The sequence below is a fragment of the Aliikangiella sp. G2MR2-5 genome, from assembly GCF_015687155.1.
GTDB lineage: Bacteria > Pseudomonadota > Gammaproteobacteria > Enterobacterales > Kangiellaceae > Aliikangiella.
This window is the reverse complement of sequence record NZ_JADPQF010000002.1, coordinates 686,311-710,823: the sequence shown is the minus strand read 5'-3', so window position 1 is coordinate 710,823 and position 24,513 is coordinate 686,311. Positions and strand designations below refer to the sequence as shown.

The window sequence follows — 24,513 nt, the reverse complement described above, 5'->3', positions numbered from 1 at the left end:
ATTGTTATTTTTTAACCAAACCAGTTGCAGATAAAAGGACTTCAATGCCTACCCTAGAATCCAATTTTGTTTCGGTTAAGTGGTTATCGGAACACTTATCCGATCCTGATATTGTGGTACTCGATGCCACCATGAAAAAAATGCCAAATGGTCAGGCGATAGAAGCATCTCCCATTGTGATTCAGGGAGCAAAGGAGTTCAACTTTGATACAGAAATCTGTGATCAAACTACTGATCTTCCCCACATGTTACCCAGTGAAAAGGAATTTGAAGAGTCAGTAAAAAAGTTAGGCATTAATCAGGATTCAACAGTGATTATCTATGATGCCATGGGAGTTTTTTCCTCTCCCCGGGGTTGGTGGATGTTCAAAGTTTTTGGACATGATAATGTTGCGATCCTCGATGGCGGATTGCCCAAATGGGCTGCCGCCGGACTACCGGTTGATGAAGAGTTTTCGACCACGAAAACCAACGGAGATTTCAAAGCAACTTTCCAGCCGGAAAGAGTAAAATCTGCCGAGCAGGTACTGGAAGCGAGCAAAGACCTACAAATACAAATTGTTGATGCTCGTTCAGTCGGTCGTTTTAATGGGACCGAAACAGAACCGAGAAAGGGATTACGTGGCGGTCACATTCCTGGCTCCAAATGTTTACCTTTTACCAACTTACTCGAACATGGACTCTTTAAATCTAAAAAAGAAATGGGTGAAGCATTTCAACAGGTGATTTCAAAAGAACATGGTGAGATCATTTTTAGTTGTGGCTCTGGTGTGACCGCCAGTGTTTTGGCTATCGCTGCTGAAGAAGTTGGCTATAAAAATTTAAGTGTTTATGATGGTTCCTGGAGTGAATGGGGCGCAAGAGATGATTTGCCGATTGAGCGTTAGTTTCTTTTGGTTCGCTGGGTGGAGCTACTCACTCCCCCTATTAAAATGTAAGCTTCAATAACACTTTTAAAGTAAATATTTACAATAGGCGCCTGGAGTTCCTTTTTTTAGTGAACAAAGCTGCCCTTTTCTGGCAGTTTGAATATCTCTGACGATTACACGTTCCTTATTTTCAGTAATAATCTGTAAACCTGATTCATACTTCCTGTTTAAATTATTCTGAGTGTTGTTCTGTTGCTGATCTTCCAGGTCAAGCAATATCATTCTGGAAATTTCGGTGGCCGCTTCTTCCAAATATAGCTTAATCAGGTAGCCGTTATTTGAAGACCAGCGTTTCGATAGTTCCTCATTAGATTCATCCAGCAGATAGTTGTTTTCAAGATTACGTAGGTCTTTAATCAATTCTCGCTTTAGATAGCGTTTTTCAGGAATATTAATCGTATTCTCAATTTTTAACTGATAGGCTTCGCGGGTTTCTTGAATTGCCTGTTTAATTCTGGATTTTATTTCAGGAGCCTTGTTGAGTTTAGGTGAAATGTATTGGTAGCTATTTCTGAAATCTAGAGCTCCGCCGCGGGCTCTTTTATTTATTTGCTTATTATTCTTAACCTTACTTAATACGACAAAAGAGTATACCTGTAAGGCTGAAAAATCGCTGGTAAATATAGCCTGTGTACTGATACTAAATAAACGTTTTTCAGGCGAATTTGAAACTGATTTATATTCTTCATTGGTCAATATAAAATGGTTATTGAGTTGTTGAGAAGAGAGCACATTCTGATTTAGTTTTTTTAGAAAAATTTCGTTGAGATCAATGTTGGAAGCGACATTCCTAACGGGTTCTAAAAGCATATTCCCTTTCTGTTCAAGCTGTTTCGTTTCACTGGCTTCGATTGCAATATCGATTAAGCCAACAACTAGTCCAAAGTTTGCCATGACTTGTCCTGAATTTTTTTTCTCAAAAGGCAGATAAATCGATTCCCCGTTCGACTTTTCTTTTGTTGTTTGTGGCAAAGCTTCAAAGGGCTCCTTACGCGCAGTTATTTGGTTAATAAGACGGACTTGGAAATCAGGTGTCGTTAGTTGAGAATTAAAGTATATTGGCTCGTTACTATTAGCCAGATTGGTATTGTACGGAACTCGATATGCTGATGTGCCGCAGCCTAATAAAGAAGTAAGCATAATTCCAGCAAAAAAGGTACTAAGTTTTTTCACAATCATTTCCTTGTGATTTTGTCGCATAAATCGGTAATCTAAAGTCTTTGTTTGCTCTTAAAATTACATTACTTTTTGTTCGAGCAATAGTGCTAAGAAGGTTAATAGCTTTTTACGGATAATCTAAACCCATAAACGTTATACCTGCCATATCTAAATATTCAAAAAGTATTATGAGCTATTCTTTTATCCTGCTCTTCATGTGAGTCAAAATGAACCTTCGTGAGAATACAAGAATAATTTTACTTATTTATTTGATACCATCCTCTTATTTTTTTAATTTCATCGTGTTCAATCATTAACGATTCCAGAAATTCCTGATGCGCCTGTGGCGCATTCTTCTCAAACTGAATATGCCAGTTGACCATATCATCATCATCCATTCCCGAAGCACGCATGATTGCGGTCCATTTCTCCTTGGTCATTTCTTCCTTATCGCTGGATTCCCCAAGATAATGGATAATGGCTTCCTGTTGTTGACGGAGCGATTGTATTTGCGACTCGAGAGAGGCAAATTGTTCCTTCAATAGTTTTTGGATATTAGTTTCCCTGGTAGAGTTCAACATATTTTTGATCTGCGAAATGGGCAGTCCAAAATTACGGTAGTTAATAACAAGCGCCAGCTGCTCAACTTCTTTTTTTCCATACCATCGATAACCATTATCTGATCGTGAAGCTGGCAGCAATACTCCTTCTTTTTCGTAGTAAAGCAGAGTCGTCCGGGAAACGCTAAATTTCCGGGCTACTTTGGAAATGGTTAGCAGTTTCTCCGGCATAGCTAACAACCGATTACAGCTTTTGCGTTGTCAAAGTGTTTCTCCATTAAATCTTCAAACTTCGCATTCACTGATTTTTTCTCGTCGTCGTTGAGTAACTCAAGCCGTCTTTTAATAGATTTTTTCAACATGATATCCTTGGTCACAATATCTTGATTGGTACAACCAGAACGGATTAATTGTTGATTGTAGAGTGACCAGGCGATAGCGTCCTGGGCATGTCCACTTTTTTCCAAATCATTGATATAGGTACTGAGAGTTCCATGGTCACCAAGATAAGCCCCTTCGTTTATATAATGACGATACTCTTTCTCTCCAATCAAATCTTTACAGCTAGAGTCAAAATTACATTGCTTATTTCGTAAATAGTTTGTGTGGTCTTCTTTTGCCAACTGCAACAAGGTTGAAAACCCTTCCTTTTTCTCATTATCACCTTTTTTAATGATCTTCATCTCGGCTGCTATCTGTTGTTGCATCGTTGGAGTGAAATCCAGATTGAAAGCTTGTGATACTTCTTCAACCGGCGAATCAGCTTCATCGAGATTGTCCATCAAGCTTTGAAATGAATCTTGCTGAAATAATGATTGGAAACTGCTTTGGATGATTTGCTGATTATTTTGATGTAGATCGGTAATCTGATCGCATTCGCGAGTAATGTTTTCGGCAAATTCTTGTTGTGCCTGTGCAGCTCCTCGATAAAATTGCCTGTCTCCCTCTGTCACTGCAACTCCGGCTGATGAAATCACTTGCTCAATATCTTCGCCATGTGAGTTTTGACCAAACATCCCCAGAATATCGCAGCGGCTCTTAGTGATGTTTAAATAGAAATGAGATTCCGGGGACTCCAGATGGGCAAGCGCTTCAATATAGAGATCGTTAAACTTTCCATCTTTCAGGTACTCATTTAAAACTGAATCACTTTCAATTTGACTAGCAAAATCTGAAAAGAAGTTTTCTTTTGCGTTTATGAAGGCACGGTAGCCGCTGGCAAAAAAATCTTCTTTGCTGTTTTCAATCGATTGATCTGCGGCTTCTATGCCTTGTTCCAGTTTGACTGAGGCATATGGTTCAGTATCGCTATCAGGCTTTTCCTGAGTGGGGGTATCTGCGGCAGTTTCATCAGCGTAAGATACGACATCTGGTACCTGGTTAAAATAAAAATATCCACCAGTAACAACAAGCAGGCTTATGGCAAGCAGTTGGTTTCTATTCATTCAGTGATCCTGATTTTTAATTCGATTTTCTCTGGCTCTGTGTACAGGACTGACAACAACTCAGATAATTCGCAAAAACTGAAAGCTGTTGATCAAAGTCTGCCATGCGAAACTAGCCCTAATTAACACGGAAAGATTATCAATCATTGGTTGGCGTTTCCAGCTAAGTCTATCTAAGTTATATAGTAGCTGTCATCCAAATCACATGTTGCATATGCATTATAAATGATGTAATGTTGCATACGCAATAAATACGGATTTGTGAATTGAATCATAACTAATGAAAGGTAATCTAAATGGCCCATATGCAACCACTGGATAAATCAACAACGCCCGAGCTGGCGGATGATTTTGCTATCTTTGAAAGAATTTTGGGCTTTGTCCCAAATAGCCTGCTTACCATGCAGCGCAAACCTGAAATGGTAAGAGCTTTTGGAGTGCTAACAAAAGCAGTAATGTCGCCAGAAGGAGAGGTTGATCTCGGTTTTATGCGCTTGATAGCGCATTTTTGTAGTCGTGCTGCAGGTTGCCAATATTGTGAAGCTCATTCCTTAATTGCGGCTAACATTCACGGTATATCGCAGAAAAAAATCGATGCAATCTGGGAATATAAAACGAGCGAATATTATTCTGAAGCTGAGAGAGTGGCGCTGGATTTTGCACTTGCAGCTGGCTCGGTACCAAACGGAGTAACACCAGAGCTATTTGCTGATATGCGTGAATATTGGAGTGAGAACCAGATAGTTGAAATTTTGGGAGCTGTTTGCTTATATGGCTTCCTGAACCGCTGGAATGACTCTATGGCAACCGATCTGGAAGACTCTCCAAAAGCGATGGGTGATCGGGTGCTCAAGCAAGGGGGCTGGGACGGTGGAAAGCACGTCTGATACCTGAAACTGTATCAAATAAGGAGCCCTCTTCTTGAGGGCTTTTTTATTTCCATTTTTTTTTAAAAACAGTTTGCACCACGGGATACAACTTTTTAGTTAGAAACAGAGTATAGGGTGGGGTTATCACAGGAGATCGCGTAATATATGCGCAGCCAAAATTTTAAGGGATAAACAATGAAAAGAAGAAATTTTATTGCTGCAGCTGGCGCGGCGACACTGCTCGGCGCCTGTGGACAAAAACAGGATTGTACTAAAGGCACGCCTGAGGAAGCAAAGCCGCAAGAAGTGATTAAGTGGAATATGGTCACTACCTGGCCGCCGGGCTTTCAGGGGTTGGGGACTGGTGCCGAGTATCTGGCAGAGTTGATCGGAAAAATGAGCGGTGGCCGTTTACAGGTTAAAGTCTATGGTGCCGGAGAGTTAGTACCACCACTACAAGTTTTCGATGAGGTTTCTTCCGGGAGCGTGCAGATGGGGCATGGCGCAGCCTATTACTGGAAAGGCAAGTTGCCTGCGGCCTCATTCTTTTCATCAGTTCCTTTCGGTTTGAATGCTCAGGAAATGAACGGGTGGTTGCTTAAAGGGGGAGGTTTGGAGCTTTGGGAAGAACTTTACTCTCCATTTAATATTTTGCCGCTACCTGCTGGTAATACTGATACCCAGATGGCTGGTTGGTTTAATAAAGAAATCATCACTATTGAAGACCTGAAAGGTTTGAAAATGCGAATTCCGGGTTTGGGAGGAGAAGTGCTTAAACGTGCCGGTGGTACGCCTGAACTGATTGCCGGTGGAGAGATCTTTTCAGCACTCGAAATGGGAAGAATTGATGCCGCAGAGTTTGTTGGCCCATACAATGACCTGGCGTTTGGATTCTACAAAGCAGCCAAGTACTATTACTACCCTGGATGGCATGAGCCGGGTACAACGCTTGAAGCGATTATTAATAAAGAAGCTCTGGCTGGGCTCCCAGCAGACCTTCAGGAAATTGTTAAGGCTGCCTGTCTGACCGCCAACGCAGACATGCTGGCTGAATTTACAGAAAAAAACTCGCAGGCACTCAAAATCCTTGTTGAAGAACATGGAGTACAGGTGAAACCTTTGCCTGAGGCGGTATTGACGCACCTTTCTAAAATTGCAGAAGAAGTGGTCGCTGAACAGGGCGCAGTTAATCCACTGGCGAAAAAGATATTCAACTCTTATCAGGCCTTCAAAGCTAAGTCAGCCGAGTGGCGCAAAATAGCACAAAGTCTCTGATAGTTTTTATCTCTAGCTCATCCAGCCTACCTGGAGTAACAGAAGTCAATTAGTCAGATCGTTACTCTGGGGTGGCCTAAATCTATAAAAATTATTAAATTTAAGGAGTTACCAAGCAGGCACTATGTTTGTCAGGCGAGAAAAGACAACAAGGTCAATCTCTTATTGAGATTGCTGGGGACGCACTAAAAATTAGAAATCCACCGAATCTTTCCTATACTAAAGGTTATCAATTTTTTCTTAATAAAACAAAACATTATGAGTCTGCCCACAATCTGTTATCTGGATGACTGTGAGTCAAACCTGCTACTAATAAAAAAATCCCTTTCAGAAGATTATGATGTGGTAACACTCGATTCGCCGGAAAATGCGGTGGAAGAGCTGTTATCGATCAAACCAAGGCTCATATTACTCGATGTCAATATGCCTGACACCGACGGTTACCAGATCTGTCGAGAACTACGTAAGCAGCAGGAGCTTAGTAATACGCCGGTTATTTTTCTGACCTGCAGGAGCAGTCTTGAAGATCGACTGACCGGATTTGAAGCTGGGGGAGATGCATATATAACCAAACCTTACGAACTAGCAGAGTTAAAATATATTGTTCAATCACAACTCCTTCGACATCAAAATTTGATAGCAGCTGAAAATAAGGCTGATTTAGCCAACGAAATGGTTTTCGTTATGATGAAAAACAATAGCGAAATCGGGCAAGTTATTCAGTACGCCAGGGCACTTTCACAGACAAAAGAAGAAGTTGAATTACTCGACAACACCTTTTCAGTTCTTAATGATTTTGGGCTAAATAGCACAATACTTCTCAGGCTAACCGCAGGGGAGATTGTTGCCCGGTCTGATAAAAAGCCATTTACTCCGATAGAGGAACAACTTTTACAGTTAGCCAGAGATGGCCAGCGCATTGTATGTGTAGGGTGTAAATATGTTTTTACCGGAAATCATAGCGTCTTTCTAATTAAAAATATGCCGACAGACGATGCAGACCTGACTGGTAGATTAAGAGATCATTTAGCCATTATGCTTGAATCTTGTGATGCGTGTATTGAATTGATTAACTACAGGCATAAAGAAAAAATTGATAGAGAAAAAATTGCGAATAAAGCTGAATCCACAGTCATGCAGGAGTTTAACAAAATCATCTCTATCAATGAATCGCTAAATCAAAAGGCTCAGTTGGTCTTTGATCAACTGGCAACCAATATTGAAGAGTCTTTTATGTTTTTAGGGTTGACCGAAGAGCAGGAACTACAACTTACAGAATATATTGAAAGTGCTCGAAAAGAAATCAACCAATATATGGACGCAGGCTATTCTCTGCAAGAAGCTTTGTGTCGGGTTGCCGATTCTGTTCATGAGCTGACTCTTTAATATATAAACAGTACGTCAAATAGAGTAGTGACGTTATCCGCCGTTCTTTCAGGTGAAAATTAAATATCTTTTAAGTACGCATGCATACACCCGATCAAGAAAAACTGTATTCTATTCCTGTCAATTTCGATGAATTTTTCAAAGGGATGAATCGCCACGCGATTATTACTTTAACCGATATTCGAGGGACAATCATTTATGTCAATAAAAAATTTTGCGAAATAAGTGGATATAAAGAAAATGAACTAATCGGTCAAAATCATCGTATTTTGAAATCTGGTTGGCACTCCAATGATTTTTATCGTGATATGTGGCTAACAATATCGAAGGGAAATGTCTGGCAAGGTGTTATTTGTAATCGTGCAAAAGATAGTAATCTCTACTGGGTCGAGTCGACTATTTGTCGAGTTTTCGATGAAAATCAAAAGAAACAATTTTATCTATCCATCCGAACTGATGTAACACAGCTGGTTCAGCGGAAGCGTATCAATGAAATCTTTGCAGAAGTCAGTAGCCATATTTTTAGAGGATTTGAAAAATATTATGAAAAACTTGCTAGAGCTCTGCAGGAGGCGTTTAATGTTTCGGTTGGCTTTATTGTGGTTTTTAAAAAGAAGGAAAGCAAAACCAGTTATCACTCATTTTTCTATTCTGACAATATAGTAGTTAATGCGACCGACTTATTTACAGATGCCGGTTGTCACTGGATCTCACAAAATAAATCAATATTTATCGGAAATGATTTAGCGAAAGAACTTCCGGATTCTATCTTGGAAATTAAAAATGGTTTCAAGGCTTTGGCTACTGAAACTCTTATTGGACAAAATGGTGAAGTACTCGGTTTTATTGGTGTACTAGATGAACAAACTTTTACCAGAAGAGAATACATTTCCGATATTCTTAAAGTGCGAAGTGAAGTCATTGCATCAGAAGTGGAGAGATGGAATGCCGAAAATGCGCTTGATAAAAGCAATGAAAAACTGGGTTCGATAATTTCAAATCTGCCTGGAATGATCTATCGCATTGGTATGCACGGAGGTTTTGACTACTTTGTTAATATTGAACTTATTTGTGGTCATAATGAGCATGAAATATGTAACGAGTTAAAAAACTGGCATGCATTAATACATCCTGATGATCGTCTGAGTGTAGAGCAAGTCAATCACAAACTTTCCCAGCAGGAAGAACATGTCGCACAGGATTACAGGATCTTACATAAAAACGGCGAGTGGCGTTGGATAAGAGATCAAAAACGCTCTCTGTTTGATAGTTCAGGAACGTTGATTGGTATCGATGGAATTATATTGGATATTACTGAAAACAAACAGGCAAGAGCTTTAATAGAGTCGCAAAATGAGCGTTTCAGGCGTAGCCAAAATTACGCAAATTTCGGTACATGGGATCTTAACCTGCAGACTAACGAATTATATTGGACTGAACAGGTACCGGCTCTCTTTGGGTATAAAAAAGGTGAACTTGAGACAACGTATGAAAATTTTCTGGAAGCCGTTCATCCAGATGATCGTCAGTTTGTAATTAATTCAGTTGAAGAATGTATCAATGAAAATAAACCTTACAATATTGAACATCGAGTTGTCTGGCCTGACGGAAAGGTGTATTGGCTTTCCGAAAAGGGCGCGATAACTAGAGATCACAATGGAAAGCCTCTTCAAATGCTTGGCGTAGTTCAGGATATTAACGATAAAAAGATATTTGAAATTCGACTGAAAAAAAATAAGAGAGAGTTGGAAAAAGCGCAGAGACTAGCTCATATAGGAAGCTGGTCGGTTAATTATGGAGAGCAGAGTGTTTACTGGTCCGAAGAACTTTTCCGCATATTGGCGTTGGATAAAGACAGATTTATTCCTCGGCCAGACTCTCTACTCTCTTTTATTCATACAAGTGATAAGGATGATGTTGTTAAACAGCAAAAAGATGCGATTCGTAGTGGGGGTGTGTTAAGCGAGTATCGAATTATTAATGCCGTAGGTAAACTTAGACATATCAGAGAAGTTGTAGAATATAATTGTAACCAGAAAGGTGAATTAATTAGCGCGGTAGGAACTATACAGGATATTACGTTATATAAACTCGCTGAGTTCGAAGTCTTAAAGGCCAAGGATGATGCTGAGCAGGCCAATAGTGCCAAGTCAGAATTTCTGTCTCGTATGTCGCATGAATTGAGAACTCCGATGAATGCGATACTGGGATTTTCACAACTGCTTGAATATGATTCGACGCTATCGGAAGATCAAATGGAATCGGTGTTGGAAATTAGCAAAGCATCAAGGCATTTATTAGATCTAATTAATGAAGTCCTGGATCTCTCCAAAATTGAATCGGGCAAGTTAGATGTAGGACTAGAAAATATTGAAACAACAGTTCTTATTCAAGACTGCATGAGGATAGCTGCTAGTGAAGCAAAGAAAAAAAATATCGAAATTGAGTTCGTCAAACAAGAGGATAATTGGGTAATTGCGGATAGACTTCGCCTAAAACAAGTGATACTTAACCTGCTTAGCAATGCGATTAAATATAATCATCATGGCGGCAAGGTTACAATAAATTGTGGAGACTATAGCGAAGGCTGGCGAATGATTTCTGTAAAAGATTCGGGACGTGGAATTGCATCAGAAGATTTTCAGCATATCTTTAATCCGTTTGAGCGGCTAGGAGCAAAGAATAGCGAAATAGAAGGTGCTGGTATTGGATTGACAATATGTAAAAGAATTGTTGATTCAATGGCTGGAAAAATTCTGGTGGATAGTGAGTTAGGGAAAGGTAGTTGCTTTACATTACTTTTGAAACCAGCTGAGTTGAAAAATAATGAGAATACTAAACAGGAAACAATCGATGAAGAAGAGGCAGTTGTTTCTGAACGAAAAGCTCGAAATGACGTAAATCTGATTCTTTATATCGAAGACAACAGAGCTAATGCTAAGCTGGTTACCAGATTAATTGACCGGTTGCAAAATGTGACTCTAATTAACAGCCCGAGTGGTATAGAAGGGATTAAGATTGCAAAATCACTTAAGCCGTCGCTAATTTTGTTAGATATTTGTCTGCCTGATATAGACGGGTATGAAGTATTTTCACGGTTAAGTGCTGAGCCAGGTACTCGAGATATTCCAATAATAGCTATTAGCGCTAACGCGATGAAACATGATATTGAAAAAGCAAAAGATTTAGGTTTTAAGGATTATCTTTCTAAGCCTATAGAAATCGAGCATTTTTATGAAGTCATTCGACAAACAATGGGATAGAATAATATAAGTAAACCAGGCTGGTTTGTATTGAAATTGTAACTAGAAAAGTTCAATTTTATGAGAGATTTTGTTTGACTTTTGGTTGTTGAACTGAGTTGTTTCTAATTTTTTAGAGCCAACTTCGAAACTATGTTCTTTAATATTAATCTTAAAATTTTCAAATTCTTTTTGACGCTCGCTTTCTTCTAGTTTAGCTGCTTTTAGTAAAATGTTTTTAGCTTCTACAATGCTTGATTCTACACTTCTTAATTGTTGAGAAATCTGATCCTGGAATTGAAGCTCGACGATAACTTTAGATATTTCATTTTGCACCTGTAGGCCCATGTTGACCAGGAGTTTATCTGATTCTGCGAGTGTATAAGCAGTGAACTTATGTTGTGAAATAACCTCATGAATTACTTCTCCAGCCTTTTCTGCCATCTCTGTTTCAACGCTGGCGGAGGCACTAGCTGCCTCTAGTATTGAATCGACAGAGCCTCCGATAATATCAATTTTCTTACGAATATTTTCGCCCGTATTTTTTGACTGGTTGGCCAGGTTTCTGACTTCATCTGCGACAACTGCAAAGCCTCGTCCTTGATCGCCGGCGCGTGCAGCCTCTATTGCTGCATTTAAAGCTAACAGGTTGGTTTGTTCTGCCAGTGCCTCAACTTCCCCTGCCATTTTGGTTAGTTCGGCCATAAAAGAGGACAGTTTGTTAATTTCATCTAACGCAGTTTTTTCTACTTTGGATATTTCCAGCAGAGTATCTTTTAAGCTTTCGAGTTCGTTTCGAATCAGTTCTGAAGATTCTCTTACCGAGGATATTGATGAAAATCGCTTATTTTTATCTGAACTTGAACTAGTGATATCAACGGCCAGAGCAATATCTTTTGTAATACCGGAAAATTGACTGGCAAGATTGTTAATCGCATCGGTAGATTGTTTTATTGCAGCATCTATGTGTGACTCCCAGATGGGCAATAGTTCACACATAGCCTGACTGAGCTGGCTGTCGCCACTAGGTGGCGGAACTTCTTCATTTTTCTCAAGTGTAGTTGATTGTAATGGCGCTCTAAACGGACGCATCAATATTAGAAGTATTACCGAAATCGTAATGGTGGCAATTGCTAGCCAGTTTTTTTCAACAATGACTAAAAGTGTGGCGACAATCAAAAGCACCATACTGGCGTAGTAATAAAAGTATTCGTTGCTTTTCTGATCATCCATGACACGATTCACCATTAGAGGGACTCTTACAGCTTAACTAATAGTAGTAAAAAGAAAAAAATGCGAGAAAGAGTCTACTTTCTCGCTGTAAACTTTAATTTTTATCTATTATCCGTATATTTGAGATGGTAGCCAGGTGATCAGTGAAGGCCAGATGGCCAGAATAATTAGCATGAAAACTTGTATTAGAATAAAAGGAAGCACACCTCGGTATATCTGGCTGGTTGCGACTGACTCAGGTGTTACGCCACGTAGATAAAAAAGTGCAAAACCAAACGGCGGGGTTAAGAATGAGGTTTGCAAATTAATTGCAATCATAATTCCCAGCCATACAGGGTCTGCCCCCATGGCGAGCAATGCTGGTGCAGTTAAAGGAACAACTACAAAAACTATTTCTATAAAGTCCAGTATGAAGCCAAGTAAGAACATCGCCAACATGACTAGTATCATAGCTCCTGCTAATCCTCCAGGAAGGTTGTTCAAAAGGTCACGAATAGCGTCATCCCCACCGAAAGCACGAAATACTAATGAAAAGATCGATGCGCCTATCAGAATCATAAAAACCATACTGGAAGTTTTTGTGGTTGAGCGGGCGACTTCCCTGAGACGGTTAAATGAGAATTCGCGGTAAAATATCGCCAACAAGGTAGCTCCAATTGCGCCGAGCGCTGCTGCTTCACTGGGGGTGGCGACGCCGCCAAGAATGGAACCCAATACGAGTAAAATCAGAATTAAAGGCGGTAATAGAGAACTCCATTGGAAGGGCGCATTTTTACTCTCAACCTCGCTGGATATTTCAAGAGATGGTGCCTGTTCAGGTTTTACCTTCGCGTATACAAGAATATAGATAACATAAAGTAAAACCAGTACGACGCCTGGAAGCATGGCTCCGGCAAATAAATCCCCAACCGAAACTGGTTCTGCGCCAATTCCTGCATCTCGATTTGCACTGGCAATTACATCACCGAGTAAAACCAGAACAATCGATGGTGGAATAATCTGTCCAAGGGTTCCCGATGCGCAAATAACGCCGGTGGATAGTGGAGTCGCGTAGCCGTTTTTTAACATGACCGGTAGTGAAAGCAGCCCCATTGTTACTACAGTGGCGCCAACAATACCGGTACTTGCTGCCAGGAGCGCGCCAACAATAACCACTGATATTGCCAGACCTCCGGGAGCAGACGCAAATAGTCCAGTCATTCCGGTCAATAGCTTTTCCGCAATTTTGGCTTTTTCAAGCATGACTCCCATAAAGACGAATAGAGGAACGGCAATTAGAGTCGGGTTTTGCATAATTCCATATAGACGACTAAATGCGGACTTGAGTATTGCCGGGTGTATTTCGCCCAGGGCAACCCCTGCAAATGCAAACACCAGTGCAGTTCCTGCAAGAGAAAACGCAACCGGATAACCCGCCAGCAACACCACACAGACGCAGATAAACATTAACAGCGCTAAAATTTCCATCTAGTTCCCCTCCTTGTCACAGCTATTCTGTTGTGAGTTATTTGGAGAAGTTGTCGCTCCATTGGTAAGTCTTGCAAAATTTTTAATCAGCTGATTTACAGCTTCGATAATTAACAAAACAGGCATCACTATTAACAGGCTTTTTAGAAGGTAAAGAGCCGGCATTCCGCCTGCTTCAGCTGATACCTCACCAATTTTCCAGCTCATTGCGACATAAGACCAGCTGGCCCAAATAATAAAAGTTGTCACCGGTAAAAGTAAAAGAAGTGTACCGAGTAAATTGATCAGGGCTTGGCCACGCTCAGACATCTTTGCGTAGAAAATATCTACCCGCACGTGTTCATCTTTGTTCAGGGTATAAGCGGCAGCTAACAAAAAATTAGCGCTATGCATCCAGGTAACAGCTTCGCTGGCCAGTATCGAGCTCGATTGAAACAGCCAGCTGGATAGAACGTTTATTGATAGTAATACTACCATTCCAATCGTTAGCCAGCTGATTAAGCGTCCAGATAGCACACTGGTTTTCTCAAATATGTTTAGATTGTTGTTTTCCTGTTTATCCATTTCTTCCTATCCCTTATCGCAGGGGTTATTCACATGGTTGTACAACTTTTCCACAGCCTCTTTATTCCATGGGATTATAAAAAAAAATCCTCCTATCGTATTGTTTTTAATAGATAAAGAGTGATTTTTAGTTAATCTCTTTATGATATTTCGAGTGGTCGTGCTTGCCGATTACTCCAACTTTATTCACCAAGTTATCCACAGTTATTGTTTGGTGAGAATTTGTTCTTATTTATTAACTAGTTAGCGTTTTTTCTTATAAAACTGGATTAACTTGGAACATCCAGTGAAACCATTTTGACAGTTCTAATTTTCTGCAAAATATTTGTTGGCAAAATGCTTATTCGACTCGGCAGCTATCTGAATCTAGGATAGAATAGGCCGCTATCATCGAGGCGGCGAATACCATAACCAGTTGGTCGGTGACGGTCAAATGATATTCAAAACGCAGACCAGTTTAATAAAATTGCAACCTCGAAATTAACCGCCCAAACACAAAAACGAAATATTTCTATGCAGCATACGACGCCCTTGATCCTGGTTGACGGATCCTCCTATCTTTTTCGCGCCTATCACACTCTCAACAATGAGAAACTTGGACGTTACATGGCAACCTCTGAAGGAAAACCAAGTGGCGCAATCTATGGCGTAGTTAACATGCTGAAGAGCTTGTTTAAACAATACGCGCCAGAGCAAATCGCAGTAGTTTTCGACGCCAAAGGTAAGACTTTTCGGAATGATATGTATCCCGAATATAAAGCTCATCGGCCGCCGATGCCAGATGACCTGCGTTGTCAAATTGAACCGCTCCACCAGATTATTAAAGCCATGGGACTCCCGTTGATATCTATCGAAGGAGTTGAGGCTGATGATGTTATTGGAACTTTGGCGAGAATTGCTACTGAAGCCGGTCGAGAAACCATCATTTCTACCGGAGACAAGGATATGGCTCAGCTAGTTAATGAGCACGTGAGCCTGATTAATACCATGAAGAATGAATATCTGGATGTCGAAGGGGTTAAAGAAAAGTTTGGAATTCCGCCTGATTTAATCATCGACTTCTTGGCATTGATGGGAGATAGCGTGGATAACATTCCTGGTGTTGCGGGTGTAGGCAAGAAAACAGCGCTGGCTTTGCTTAACGGTCTAGGTAGTATCAAAGATATCTATGCGAACCTGGACAAGGTTGCAACTCTTGATTTCAGAGGCGCTAAAACTTTAGCTCAAAAGAAGCTTTTACCGCATCAGGCTGAAGCCGATCTTTCTTACGAACTAGCGACAATCAAACTGGATGTGTCACTCGACTTTGACCTATCCGACCTAAAAGTCGGTGAACCAGATCGAGCACAGCTTGAATCGCTTTTTTCCGAGTATCAATTTAGAACCTGGCTAAAAGAGGCTCAGGCTGGTAAACCTGTACTGGCAAGTCAGGCGGAAGGTGGCCTGGTTCCAAGTGGTGAATCCGCTGAAGATGAGTCAGTCGAGAGTCAGGTGGATACTTCCAATTACGAAACGATACTAACCCTGGCACAGCTTGAAGGCTGGATAGAAAAGCTCAATCAAGCCGAGTTATTTGCTCTGGATACTGAAACCACCAGTCTCAATATTATTGCAGCCGATCTGGTCGGTATTTCCTTTGCGACCGAGCCAGGTGTCGCTGCGTATTTGCCTCTGCGGCATAATTATCCCGGTGCTCCGGAGCAGATTAATTTTGAACAGGCTATCGAGCGACTCAAGCCGGTGCTTGAAAACTCTGAGATAAAGAAGATAGGACAGAATATCAAATATGATCAGAGCATTCTGGCTGCTGCCGGGATTGAGCTAAAAGGTGTCGCCTTCGATACTATGCTCGAATCCTACTGCCTGAACAGCGTTGCTAATCGCCACGATATGGATACCCTGGCCAAGAAATACCTGAATCATGAATGTGTTCACTATGAAGACATCGCCGGCAAAGGGAAAAAGCAGGTGACGTTTGATCAGATCGAAATTGAAGTCGCCGCCAAATATGCCGCCGAAGATGCCGATGTGACTCTCCAGCTTCACTCTGCTATCTGGCCAGAGCTTGAAAAAGATGAGGGACCGAAAAACATATTTACCGAAGTCGAAATGCCATTGGTCAAAGTGCTATCGGCTATGGAACAGCGCGGCGTTCTGATTGATAGTGATTTTTTACGTCAGAAAAGTAACGATTTTGGCAAGCGAATACTTGAGCTTGAACAAAAAGCCTACGAACTTGCCGGTCAGCCATTTAATCTAGGCTCACCTAAACAGCTTCAGGAAATTCTATTTGAAAAGCAAGGTTTGCCTGTACTGAAAAAGACCCCTAAAAAACAACCGTCTACCGCAGAAGAAGTCTTAGTTCAACTGGCGCTGGACTATCCATTACCCAAAGTCATCATGGAATATCGTGGGTTGACCAAACTCAAATCAACTTATACCGACAAGTTGCCCCTGATGGTTCAACCGCGGAGCGGTCGCTTACACACATCTTATAACCAGGCTGTGGCAGCGACAGGAAGACTTTCCTCCAATGAGCCAAACTTGCAAAATATTCCAGTAAAAACAGAGGAAGGGAGAAGGATTCGCGAGGCATTTATCGCGCCACAGGGCTATAAAGTGTTAGCGGCGGACTATTCGCAAATAGAGCTTCGAATCATGGCGCATTTGTCACAAGATCCTAACTTGCTGCAAGCTTTTTCAGAGAATCTGGATATCCATCGAGCGACTGCGGCAGAGGTATTCGGTGTTACTACTGATGCTGTTAGTGACGAACAAAGGCGACACGCTAAAGCTGTTAATTTTGGATTGATATATGGAATGTCGCGTTTTGGCCTGGCTAAACAGCTGGGTATCCCTAACGAAGAAGCAGCACATTATATCGATACTTATTTTTCCCGTTATCCGGGGGTGAGTGAGTATATGGACTCCACTAAAGCGAAAGCGAAAGAGCTGGGTTTTGTTGAAACCTTATTTGGTCGGCGCCTGTACTTACCGCAGATTAATGCTTCTAACGGCATGCTTCGCCAGGCTGCTGAAAGGACAGCAATTAATGCACCAATGCAGGGAAGTGCAGCTGATATTATTAAGCTGGCGATGCTTCAGGTACAGGACTGGTTAGAGAAGGAAAAGCCGGACTGTTATATGACTATGCAAGTACACGATGAACTGGTGTTTGAAGTTGCAGAAAGTAATGTAGTTGAATACTCCAATAAAATCAGAGAGTTAATGTCAAGTGCGGTTGAACTGAGTGTACCGCTGATAGTGGATGTAGGCGTTGGTGATAACTGGGAGCAGGCTCACTGACAAACCTTAAAAAGGGACCAGAGACTGATGGTGATAAAAAATACCAACTTAATGAGATACCGTTCTATTTTTTCTTTTCAAGGCAGCGTTATAATAAATGCAACTCGGCCGCCTGGGGCCGCAGATTATTACTATTGGAAAGTAGAGTAATTTCAATAAATGAAAAAAAGTAGTAGGAGAGGTGTATCCATGAAATTAAAAATAACATCTGCAGCAATCGCACTGGCGCTCGGAGTTTCTCTGGTTGCTTGTGGTGGAAGCGATTCAGACCAGACAGGTACTTTAGCCTTATCCGTTACCGATGCACCGATTGATGGTGCTACTGAAGTTGTGGTCACTTTTAATGGAGTAGAGATCAAACCACAGAATGGTGGTAGTACCATCATTAATTTTGATGAGCCGAAAACCATTGATTTGTTTGCTTTACAAAATGGTGAAACGGCGCCTCTGTTGCAAAATACGACATTGGATGCCGGTGAATATAACTGGATTCGTCTGGTTGTCGATGCTGATCAGGGAGAAATTGATTCTTATATCAGTTTTGAAGACGGTAGCACTCACTCTCTTTATATACCAAGCGGTTCGAATACCGGCTTGAAGTTAAATAGTGGCTTTACTATTGCTGCTGGAGCAACGGCTAATTTCACCATAGATTTTGACTTACGCAAATCTGTTCATAAGCCTGCGGCGGAAGGCCAGGATTATATGCTTAGACCAAGTCTTCGTATTCTTGATAATACCGAAGTAGGTGAGATAAGTGGCTTTATAGCGCCATCAGTAGTTGAGGATGCTTCCTGTGAAGATGGGCTTGCCGTTTATGCATACAGTGGCGCTGATGTAACTGCTGATGATGAAGGTAGTGCGACTCCACCAATTACTTCTGCCATGCCCGAATATGACGCAAATAATGACCGCTACAATTATACATTAAGTTTCCTGCTGGCAGGTGATTACACAGTTGCAGTGACTTGTGATGCTGATCTGGACGATCCTCAAAGCGATGATGACTGGACTTCGATTGCAGCAAGCAACGTAACAGTTACCGTGGATCAAACGACTGAGTTAAATTTTGAATAGTTAAAAAGTTGTTTAAAGTGTTAGTCAAAAGCCCGCTTTCACGCGGGCTTTTATTTGGACTAATTGACTTTAAGTGTGGTTAATCCCAGTTGAGTGCGCTTCCTGTTTGATATTCAGTTACACGGGTTTCAAAAAAATTCTTTTCCTTGCGCAAGTTTGATTGTTCATCCAACCAGCTGAGTGAACACTGTGCACCGGGAAATGGTTCGCTCAATCCCACGGATTTAGCACGACGGTTCGCCAGAAAACGAAACTGCTCGTTATGATTTTTTGCTGAATAGCCGAGAACCGGCTCGGGTAATAAATATTCGGCATAGGCCGATTCAACTGCTTCTGCTTCCTGCCACATAAGTTGCACCCTGTTTTCATCGAGTCGGATATTTTCTTCTTGCAGAATATTTTTAACTACTTTGATTCCGAAGGATATATGCATCACTTCGTCACGCATAATATATTGAAGTTGTTCACCAGTTCCTTTCATTAAGCCTCGTCGTTGTAACGAAAAAATCGGGCTAAATCCGTTATAGAACCAGCAGCCTTCAAATACAGCGGCAAAAAACAGGTAGGACTCGATAAATTGTTCCAGATTATCTCGTTTATTAAGATCCAGATCACTACGCATGATGGCGTCGAGACGACGATTTGCCATTTTTATTTTTGCATGGATTTGCGGAACCACCCGATAGCGGTTATAGATTTCAGACTGCGTGAGTCCAATAGTCTCGATACAATGCTGATAAGTCCATGTATGTAGTGACTCTTCGTAAACTTGACGAGCTTGATATATTTGCAATTCAGGCGCGCTCATTTTCTCCATCACTGCCAGTCCAATATTGCGCATGGCAAGAATATCCGAGGTGGTCAGATAGGAGAGCACATTATCGTAAAGGTGTTTTTCCGCCCTGGATAATTTGTGATGATAATCCTGTACATCCTGAGTCATGTTTACATCTAATGGCGTCCAGTGGTTTTTGTTCGCATTGAGGAAGTAATTCCAGGCCCAGGGATATTTGAAAGGTGCGAGCTGATTGATATCGGCTGAGCCATTGACTATCCGTTTGTCATCAGCATTAACCGGTTTTAAGGCTGATAGCACCTCTGCTTTAATTTGAATTTGTGAAGCGCTTTTATTTTTTTTAATTTTAGCTTCAGCTTTTTCCATTTTTAATGGTTCGATCGCTACTTTCAGGGGATTATCCCAGTTCAGTTGATTCATTTATTTTTCTCCTACTGACAGGCTTCACATTCAGGTTCCAGAATTGAGCAGACTTTAGGTGCTTCGTCGGAAATCTGGGTTTTAGTTTTATCTTTTTCAGCGACAGTGACTTTTTCGACTTTGGTTGCGCCCAGAGAACGCAAGTAATAGGTCGTTTTCAATCCGCGCGACCAGGCCATTTTGTATAGGTTGTCGAGTGTCTTGCCGGAAGGTTCCGCCAGATAAAGGTTAAGACTTTGCGCCTGATCCAGCCATTTTTGTCGACGACTGGCGGCCTCCACCAACCAGCGCGAATCCATTTCAAAAGCAGTGGCGTAGACCGCTTTAATATACTCGGGGATGCGCTCGATCGGTTGAACTGAACCATCAAAATATTTTAGGTCATTGATCATCACCTGATCCCAAAGCCCTAATGCTTTTAGCTCATTGACCAAAGCCTGGTTGATCACCATAAACTCGCCGGAGAGATTAGATTTGACGTAGAGGTTCTGGTAGGTGGGCTCGATTGATTGGGAAACTCCTACTATGTTGGAGATTGTTGCGGTGGGTGCTATCGCCATGATATTGGAATTGCGAATTCCGAATTGTTTGAGCTGTTGCCGGATCGACTCCCAGTTGAGTTGGGAGATGAAATCAAAGCTACAAAAATCTTCACCACGTTCTTTTTGTAATGTTTTTAATGAGTCAATCGGTAATTGTCCCTTGTCCCACAGAGAGTTCTTAAAGCTGGGATAGTGGCCGCGTTCTTTGGCCAGGTTGATAGAGGCTTCAATCGCATAGAAAGAAATAAGCTCCATCGAATGATCGGCAAATTGAACTGCATCGACACTGGCATAGGGCATTCGTAGTTGATATAAAACATCCTGGAATCCCATTAGGCCCAAACCAATAGGGCGGTGTTTTAAATTAGATGTTTTTGCTTTTTCTACAGGGTAAAAATTCAAATCGATCACATTGTCAAGCAATCTGATTGCAGTCGATATTGTTTTCTGCAAATGTTCCTGATCGATTTGTCCATTCTTTATATGTCGTGCCAGGTTTACCGAACCAAGGTTACAAACGGCGATCTCATTTTCATTTGTATTTAAAGTAATTTCCGTACACAGATTCGAGGAATGAACCACACCACAGTGTTGTTGCGGAGAGCGAATATTGCACGGGTCTTTAAAAGTAATCCAGGGATGACCCGTTTCGTACAGCATGGAAAGCATTTTTTGCCATAGTTGCTTAGCTGGTATTTTTTTAAAGAGTTTGATTTCTCCAGTTTGAATTTTTTCTTCGTATGCCAGATAACGTTCCTCAAAAGCTTTACCGTAGATATCATGAAGGTCGGAAACATCATGTGGAGAAAAAAGAGTCCATTCCTGATCAGTGATGACGCGTTTCATAAAAAGATCCGGTATCCAGCTGGCCGAGTTCATATCATGGGTACGACGTCTTTCATCGCCGGTATTTTTTCTCAGCTCCAGAAAATCTTCAATGTCGATATGCCAGGACTCAAGATAAGCACACACTGCGCCTTTTCGCTTGCCGCCCTGGTTAACGGCAACAGCAGTATCATTAACAACCTTTAAAAATGGAATGACACCTTGTGATTTTCCTTTGGTGCCCTCTATTCGAGCCCCCAGCCCCCTCACTCTGGTCCAGTCGTTACCAAGGCCTCCGGCCCATTTTGAAAGTTGTGCATTGTCAGCAATGGATTGATAAATGGCAGCCAGATCATCATCAACCGTGGTTAAATAACAACTGGACAATTGTGGACGCAAGGTTCCTGAATTAAACAGAGTCGGAGTTGAACACATGTAATCAAAACTGGAGATCAGATGGTAGAACTCGATTGCTCGCTCGGTCGGATTATCCTCTAGTAAAGACAAGCCCATGGCGACCCGCATAAAAAAGATCTGCGGCATTTCGATGCGTTTTTCCTTATGCTGCAGGAAGTAACGATCAAAAAGCGTTTGCAACCCCAGATAGTTAAACTGGCGGTCACGTTCAGGTTTGATTGTTTTCGCTAGCACGGGCAAGTCGAACCTGGCCAGACGTTCATCGAGTAATTTAAGGCGAATTCCCTGCGCTATAGTTTTTTCAAAAGCATTAATATAGAAGTTTTTATCTTCAACGGACAGTTCCAGAAAATGGGAGACTTGGCGTTGCAGTTTTTTCAACAAGAGTTGGGCACAGACGAAAGCATAGTTGGGTTCTTGTTCAACCATAGGACGAACTGTCATTAACAATGCGGTATCAATATCTTCCAGCTGCATTCCCTGATATAAACTGTGTTTACATTGTTCAATAATCGACTCGGGGACAACCGAATCAAAACCGGTACATGCAGAATGAATGCGCCTGCTTAGCTCTGCGTAGCTAAAGAAAGTATCCTTTCCGTGAGGATCCAAAGTTATGATTCCGCTGGCATCATCAGCAACAAGCTTTTCCTGACGACGTTGTTTGGCGTGTTCTTCGCGGTACAAAACATATGCGTGGGCAACTTTTTGGTGACCTAGTCGCATTAATCCCAGTTCTACTTGATCTTGAATATCCTCGATAAATATTTTTCCTCCCTGGGGAAACTGACGGTGAAAACGTTGCAGTAAATCATCGGTAATGGTGTGGGCTATTTGCTGAATTCGCAACGAGCCACTAGCAGCGTCTCCTTCGACAGCAAGTATGGCCTTGCTAATGGCATCGAATATTTTGTTTGCTTCAAAGCTTACCGCTTGACCGTTGCGTTTAATGACATGCAAGGATGCGGTAAAAATATCGGGTACTGAATATGAAGTGGTTACCATTTTCTCTATCTCAAAATGAAAGTTTCCACTTCGCAGATCAAGGAGAAGGAGGTAACACCATCAACAAACTCCTAACTTCCAATGAAGCGGAATTTTGATGGTATTGTGACTCGAACATAACCTTAAATCGCGAAGGTGCCGATCCATAATCGCCGTTGGCTATTATGAAATTTCTCTGGCAGGTCTTCGGACTTAAGAGCAGGTTAATCCATAGAGGATTAACGCCTAGAGCGATTGCTTCCCACCCCTGTCAGGGCAGTGCATTGGTTGTTCGACAAATTCAGATTTTCTCGAAGTTGGTATCGCTTTCGTTCTCTCTTACCGCTGCGCGTCAGTTCTGGATTCTCACCAGATTCCCTCTTAGCAACATTTCTCAGACTGAAGTAAATCAATCTATGGTAGCTGAACCAAAGTTTGACTACTATATATAGTAAAATACTTCCAGGCAATCAGTATTTGCTTTATGAGCAGGAGGTTAAGACATTAAGCCGCGCTAAATGGTATAGAATACTGATAGAACTATTTCTTGTTGAGAAGCTAAACTATCAGTCATGCTAATCGATAAGAATCAAGAAGGCTGTTTCTTGATTGACCTTGTATATTATTAATCAATGGTAACAGATTGGCATTTGTAACAATCTTGTACACTGTTTAAAATACTTTTCGGCCGCACAAAATCTCGTAAAAACTAGTAGTCTGTGTTTTATCATTATTTCGATGAGAGGGGTGATATCACACACTAATAATGCAGAGTTCAGCAATCATGAAAATTAACTTTCACAGTCTTTCAAGTTTTTTTGTTGTGTTCCTCTTGTTATCTCAACAAGTTAAAGCACAACAAATGCCGCCTGCGAGTGTTAATGTTGAGAAGGCGCAAATGAAATTACTCGCCCCCGTTGCCTGGGTCTCGGGTAGTGTAGTTAGCCGAAATAACTCACAAATTGCTGCAGAGGTTAATGGTCGTCTGGTTGATCTGGCTGAGTTAGGTGAATTGGTCGAGCAGGGACAGGTGATCGCAAAAATTGATGACACGCGACTAAAAATTCAGCGACGCGAAGCCAGCGCCAATGTTGAGAATGCAATTTCACGACTAAGTTATCTAGAGTCGGAGGTTAACAGAAAATCTGCGCTTGCAAAGAGAAACCTATCTGCCAAAACAGATCTGGATGAAACAGTTTCTGATCGAGATGTTGCGAAAGGAGATCTGGCTGCTGCAAGAGCAAGGCTCGCACAGGTAGAGCAGCAGTTGGCTGATTCTCAAGTTAAAGCGCCTTTTTCGGGCATCGTAGCACAGCGCCTGAGTAGTCAGGGGGAAATGGTAAATTCAGGAACACCAATAATTCGTCTTGTAGAAACTGCTAACCTGGAGGCTTCTGTTTATGCACCGCTAACCGCCTACCAATTTTTGACCCGTAGTCAAACACTTAATGTTGAATCTGCGCTGGGTAAGGCAACGGTTCCAATCAAAACACTGGTTCCAATTGCGGATAGTCGTTCTCATCTGATGGAAGTTAGACTGGATATGTCCTCGATTAACTGGCCTGTCGGTTTGAGTATAAAAGCGGGAGTTGCCAGTGGCGAGCAGCGGGAAGTGCTGGCGGTACCAAGAGATGCTCTTGTATTACGCAGAGAAGGCACCAGTATTTTTAAAGTTAACGAGCAAAGTCTGGCGGAACAAATTCAGGTTGAACTTGGAATCGGAGCCGGTGCATGGATTCAGGTAATTGGTAAGGTTGAGGCTGGCGACAAAATAATTATACGAGGCGCCGAAAGATTGCGTAGTGGCCAGCCTGTGTTAATAAAGCCGGATAACAGGAACCTGATCTCAGGTGCGGCGACAGACTAGTATAGACAGCTACTCAAAAGAAAATTTGTCACTTTTAAGCTTTAAACAATTAACGATATTGAAGTATTTTTCGCAAGGTATAGTTCAAGTAGTGTGCCTGTCTTGAATAAATTGATTGCTACAAATCGATAGACTGCCGTAAGTCGATACA

16 protein-coding genes and 1 riboswitch are annotated in these 24,513 nt (G+C 41.6%); of the genes, 8 read left to right on the top strand and 8 right to left on the bottom strand.

Annotation, left to right across the window (positions count from 1 at the left end):
• Positions 1-44 precede the first annotated feature (44 nt).
• Positions 45-887, top strand: a complete 843-nt coding sequence (gene sseA, locus IYN84_RS10375) for a 3-mercaptopyruvate sulfurtransferase (RefSeq protein ID WP_196139124.1) — start codon at positions 45-47, stop codon at positions 885-887.
• Positions 888-953: 66 nt separating this feature from the next.
• Here the strand turns inward: sseA and IYN84_RS10370 are convergent, their stop codons facing one another.
• The 3 genes from IYN84_RS10370 to IYN84_RS10360 all read right to left on the bottom strand — a co-directional run bounded on the left by IYN84_RS10370 (position 954) and on the right by IYN84_RS10360 (position 4,092).
• Positions 954-2,102 (bottom strand): hypothetical protein, encoded by a 1,149-nt coding sequence (locus IYN84_RS10370; protein ID WP_196139123.1) that lies wholly within the window; start codon positions 2,100-2,102, stop codon positions 954-956.
• Positions 2,103-2,344: 242 nt separating this feature from the next.
• Positions 2,345-2,878, bottom strand: coding sequence for a MerR family transcriptional regulator (locus tag IYN84_RS10365; protein ID WP_246722773.1), 534 nt, complete (start codon positions 2,876-2,878; stop codon positions 2,345-2,347).
• 2 nt (positions 2,879-2,880) lie between these two features.
• Positions 2,881-4,092 carry a hypothetical protein gene (locus IYN84_RS10360; protein WP_196139122.1) on the bottom strand — a complete coding sequence of 404 codons (1,212 nt, stop codon included), beginning with the start codon at positions 4,090-4,092 and terminating at the stop codon, positions 2,881-2,883.
• A gap of 296 nt (positions 4,093-4,388) precedes the next feature.
• Between IYN84_RS10360 and IYN84_RS10355 the strand changes: the two genes are divergently transcribed.
• The 4 genes from IYN84_RS10355 to IYN84_RS10340 all read left to right on the top strand — a co-directional run bounded on the left by IYN84_RS10355 (position 4,389) and on the right by IYN84_RS10340 (position 10,885).
• On the top strand, positions 4,389-4,979 hold the full coding sequence (locus IYN84_RS10355) for a carboxymuconolactone decarboxylase family protein (RefSeq protein WP_196139121.1): 591 nt from the start codon (positions 4,389-4,391) through the stop codon (positions 4,977-4,979).
• Positions 4,980-5,156: 177 nt separating this feature from the next.
• Positions 5,157-6,236, top strand: coding sequence for a TRAP transporter substrate-binding protein (locus IYN84_RS10350; RefSeq protein WP_196139120.1), 1,080 nt, complete (start codon positions 5,157-5,159; stop codon positions 6,234-6,236).
• A gap of 258 nt (positions 6,237-6,494) precedes the next feature.
• Entirely contained in the window at positions 6,495-7,622 is a 1,128-nt protein-coding gene (locus IYN84_RS10345) for a response regulator transcription factor (RefSeq protein ID WP_196139119.1), read from the top strand.
• An 80-nt stretch (positions 7,623-7,702) separates the two neighbouring features.
• Positions 7,703-10,885, top strand: a complete 3,183-nt coding sequence (locus IYN84_RS10340; protein WP_196139118.1) for a PAS domain-containing protein — start codon at positions 7,703-7,705, stop codon at positions 10,883-10,885.
• 42 nt (positions 10,886-10,927) lie between these two features.
• On the opposite strand, the gene IYN84_RS21175 is transcribed toward IYN84_RS10340, so the two are convergent.
• From IYN84_RS21175 to IYN84_RS10325, 3 genes are all read right to left on the bottom strand, one after another.
• The gene (locus IYN84_RS21175) at positions 10,928-11,863 is read right to left on the bottom strand and encodes a methyl-accepting chemotaxis protein (RefSeq protein WP_256435605.1); all 936 of its coding nucleotides are present in this window, start codon (positions 11,861-11,863) and stop codon (positions 10,928-10,930) included.
• 342 nt (positions 11,864-12,205) lie between these two features.
• Complete coding sequence (locus IYN84_RS10330) at positions 12,206-13,564, bottom strand: TRAP transporter large permease subunit (protein WP_196139117.1); 1,359 nt, start codon at positions 13,562-13,564, stop codon at positions 12,206-12,208.
• Positions 13,565-14,128 carry a TRAP transporter small permease subunit gene (locus tag IYN84_RS10325; RefSeq protein ID WP_196139116.1) on the bottom strand — a complete coding sequence of 188 codons (564 nt, stop codon included), beginning with the start codon at positions 14,126-14,128 and terminating at the stop codon, positions 13,565-13,567.
• 513 nt (positions 14,129-14,641) lie between these two features.
• Between IYN84_RS10325 and polA the strand changes: the two genes are divergently transcribed.
• Together polA and IYN84_RS10315 are read left to right on the top strand one after the other, a co-directional pair.
• Positions 14,642-17,434 carry a DNA polymerase I gene (gene polA / locus IYN84_RS10320; RefSeq protein WP_196139115.1) on the top strand — a complete coding sequence of 931 codons (2,793 nt, stop codon included), beginning with the start codon at positions 14,642-14,644 and terminating at the stop codon, positions 17,432-17,434.
• Positions 17,435-17,623: 189 nt separating this feature from the next.
• Positions 17,624-18,511 carry a DUF4382 domain-containing protein gene (locus tag IYN84_RS10315; RefSeq protein WP_196139114.1) on the top strand — a complete coding sequence of 296 codons (888 nt, stop codon included), beginning with the start codon at positions 17,624-17,626 and terminating at the stop codon, positions 18,509-18,511.
• A 79-nt stretch (positions 18,512-18,590) separates the two neighbouring features.
• Here the strand turns inward: IYN84_RS10315 and IYN84_RS10310 are convergent, their stop codons facing one another.
• A complete protein-coding gene (locus tag IYN84_RS10310) occupies positions 18,591-19,727 on the bottom strand; it encodes a ribonucleotide-diphosphate reductase subunit beta (protein WP_196139113.1) in 1,137 nt (378 codons plus the stop codon).
• 11 nt (positions 19,728-19,738) lie between these two features.
• On the bottom strand, positions 19,739-22,516 hold the full coding sequence (locus IYN84_RS10305) for a ribonucleoside-diphosphate reductase subunit alpha (RefSeq protein WP_196139112.1): 2,778 nt from the start codon (positions 22,514-22,516) through the stop codon (positions 19,739-19,741).
• Between the two features lie 159 nt (positions 22,517-22,675).
• Positions 22,676-22,943, bottom strand: a riboswitch (cobalamin riboswitch).
• A 336-nt stretch (positions 22,944-23,279) separates the two neighbouring features.
• Between IYN84_RS10305 and IYN84_RS10300 the strand changes: the two genes are divergently transcribed.
• On the top strand, positions 23,280-24,362 hold the full coding sequence (locus tag IYN84_RS10300; RefSeq protein ID WP_196139111.1) for an efflux RND transporter periplasmic adaptor subunit: 1,083 nt from the start codon (positions 23,280-23,282) through the stop codon (positions 24,360-24,362).
• Positions 24,363-24,513: the final 151 nt, after the last annotated feature.

Excerpts from the sequence above, each read along its gene's own strand:
- sseA (WP_196139124.1), top strand. The coding sequence starts at position 45 with ATGCCTACCCTAGAATCCAATTTTGTTTCGGTTAAGTGGTTATCGGAA.
- IYN84_RS10365 (WP_246722773.1), bottom strand. The coding sequence starts at position 2,878 with ATGCCGGAGAAACTGCTAACCATTTCCAAAGTAGCCCGGAAATTTAGC.
- IYN84_RS10360 (WP_196139122.1), bottom strand. The coding sequence starts at position 4,092 with ATGAATAGAAACCAACTGCTTGCCATAAGCCTGCTTGTTGTTACTGGT.
- IYN84_RS10355 (WP_196139121.1), top strand. The coding sequence starts at position 4,389 with ATGGCCCATATGCAACCACTGGATAAATCAACAACGCCCGAGCTGGCG.
- IYN84_RS10350 (WP_196139120.1), top strand. The coding sequence starts at position 5,157 with ATGAAAAGAAGAAATTTTATTGCTGCAGCTGGCGCGGCGACACTGCTC.
- IYN84_RS10345 (WP_196139119.1), top strand. The coding sequence starts at position 6,495 with ATGAGTCTGCCCACAATCTGTTATCTGGATGACTGTGAGTCAAACCTG.
- IYN84_RS10340 (WP_196139118.1), top strand. The coding sequence starts at position 7,703 with ATGCATACACCCGATCAAGAAAAACTGTATTCTATTCCTGTCAATTTC.
- IYN84_RS21175 (WP_256435605.1), bottom strand. The coding sequence starts at position 11,863 with ATGTGTGAACTATTGCCCATCTGGGAGTCACACATAGATGCTGCAATA.
- IYN84_RS10330 (WP_196139117.1), bottom strand. The coding sequence starts at position 13,564 with ATGGAAATTTTAGCGCTGTTAATGTTTATCTGCGTCTGTGTGGTGTTG.
- IYN84_RS10325 (WP_196139116.1), bottom strand. The coding sequence starts at position 14,128 with ATGGATAAACAGGAAAACAACAATCTAAACATATTTGAGAAAACCAGT.
- polA (WP_196139115.1), top strand. The coding sequence starts at position 14,642 with ATGCAGCATACGACGCCCTTGATCCTGGTTGACGGATCCTCCTATCTT.
- IYN84_RS10315 (WP_196139114.1), top strand. The coding sequence starts at position 17,624 with ATGAAATTAAAAATAACATCTGCAGCAATCGCACTGGCGCTCGGAGTT.
- IYN84_RS10310 (WP_196139113.1), bottom strand. The coding sequence starts at position 19,727 with ATGAATCAACTGAACTGGGATAATCCCCTGAAAGTAGCGATCGAACCA.
- IYN84_RS10305 (WP_196139112.1), bottom strand. The coding sequence starts at position 22,516 with ATGGTAACCACTTCATATTCAGTACCCGATATTTTTACCGCATCCTTG.
- IYN84_RS10300 (WP_196139111.1), top strand. The coding sequence starts at position 23,280 with ATGAAAATTAACTTTCACAGTCTTTCAAGTTTTTTTGTTGTGTTCCTC.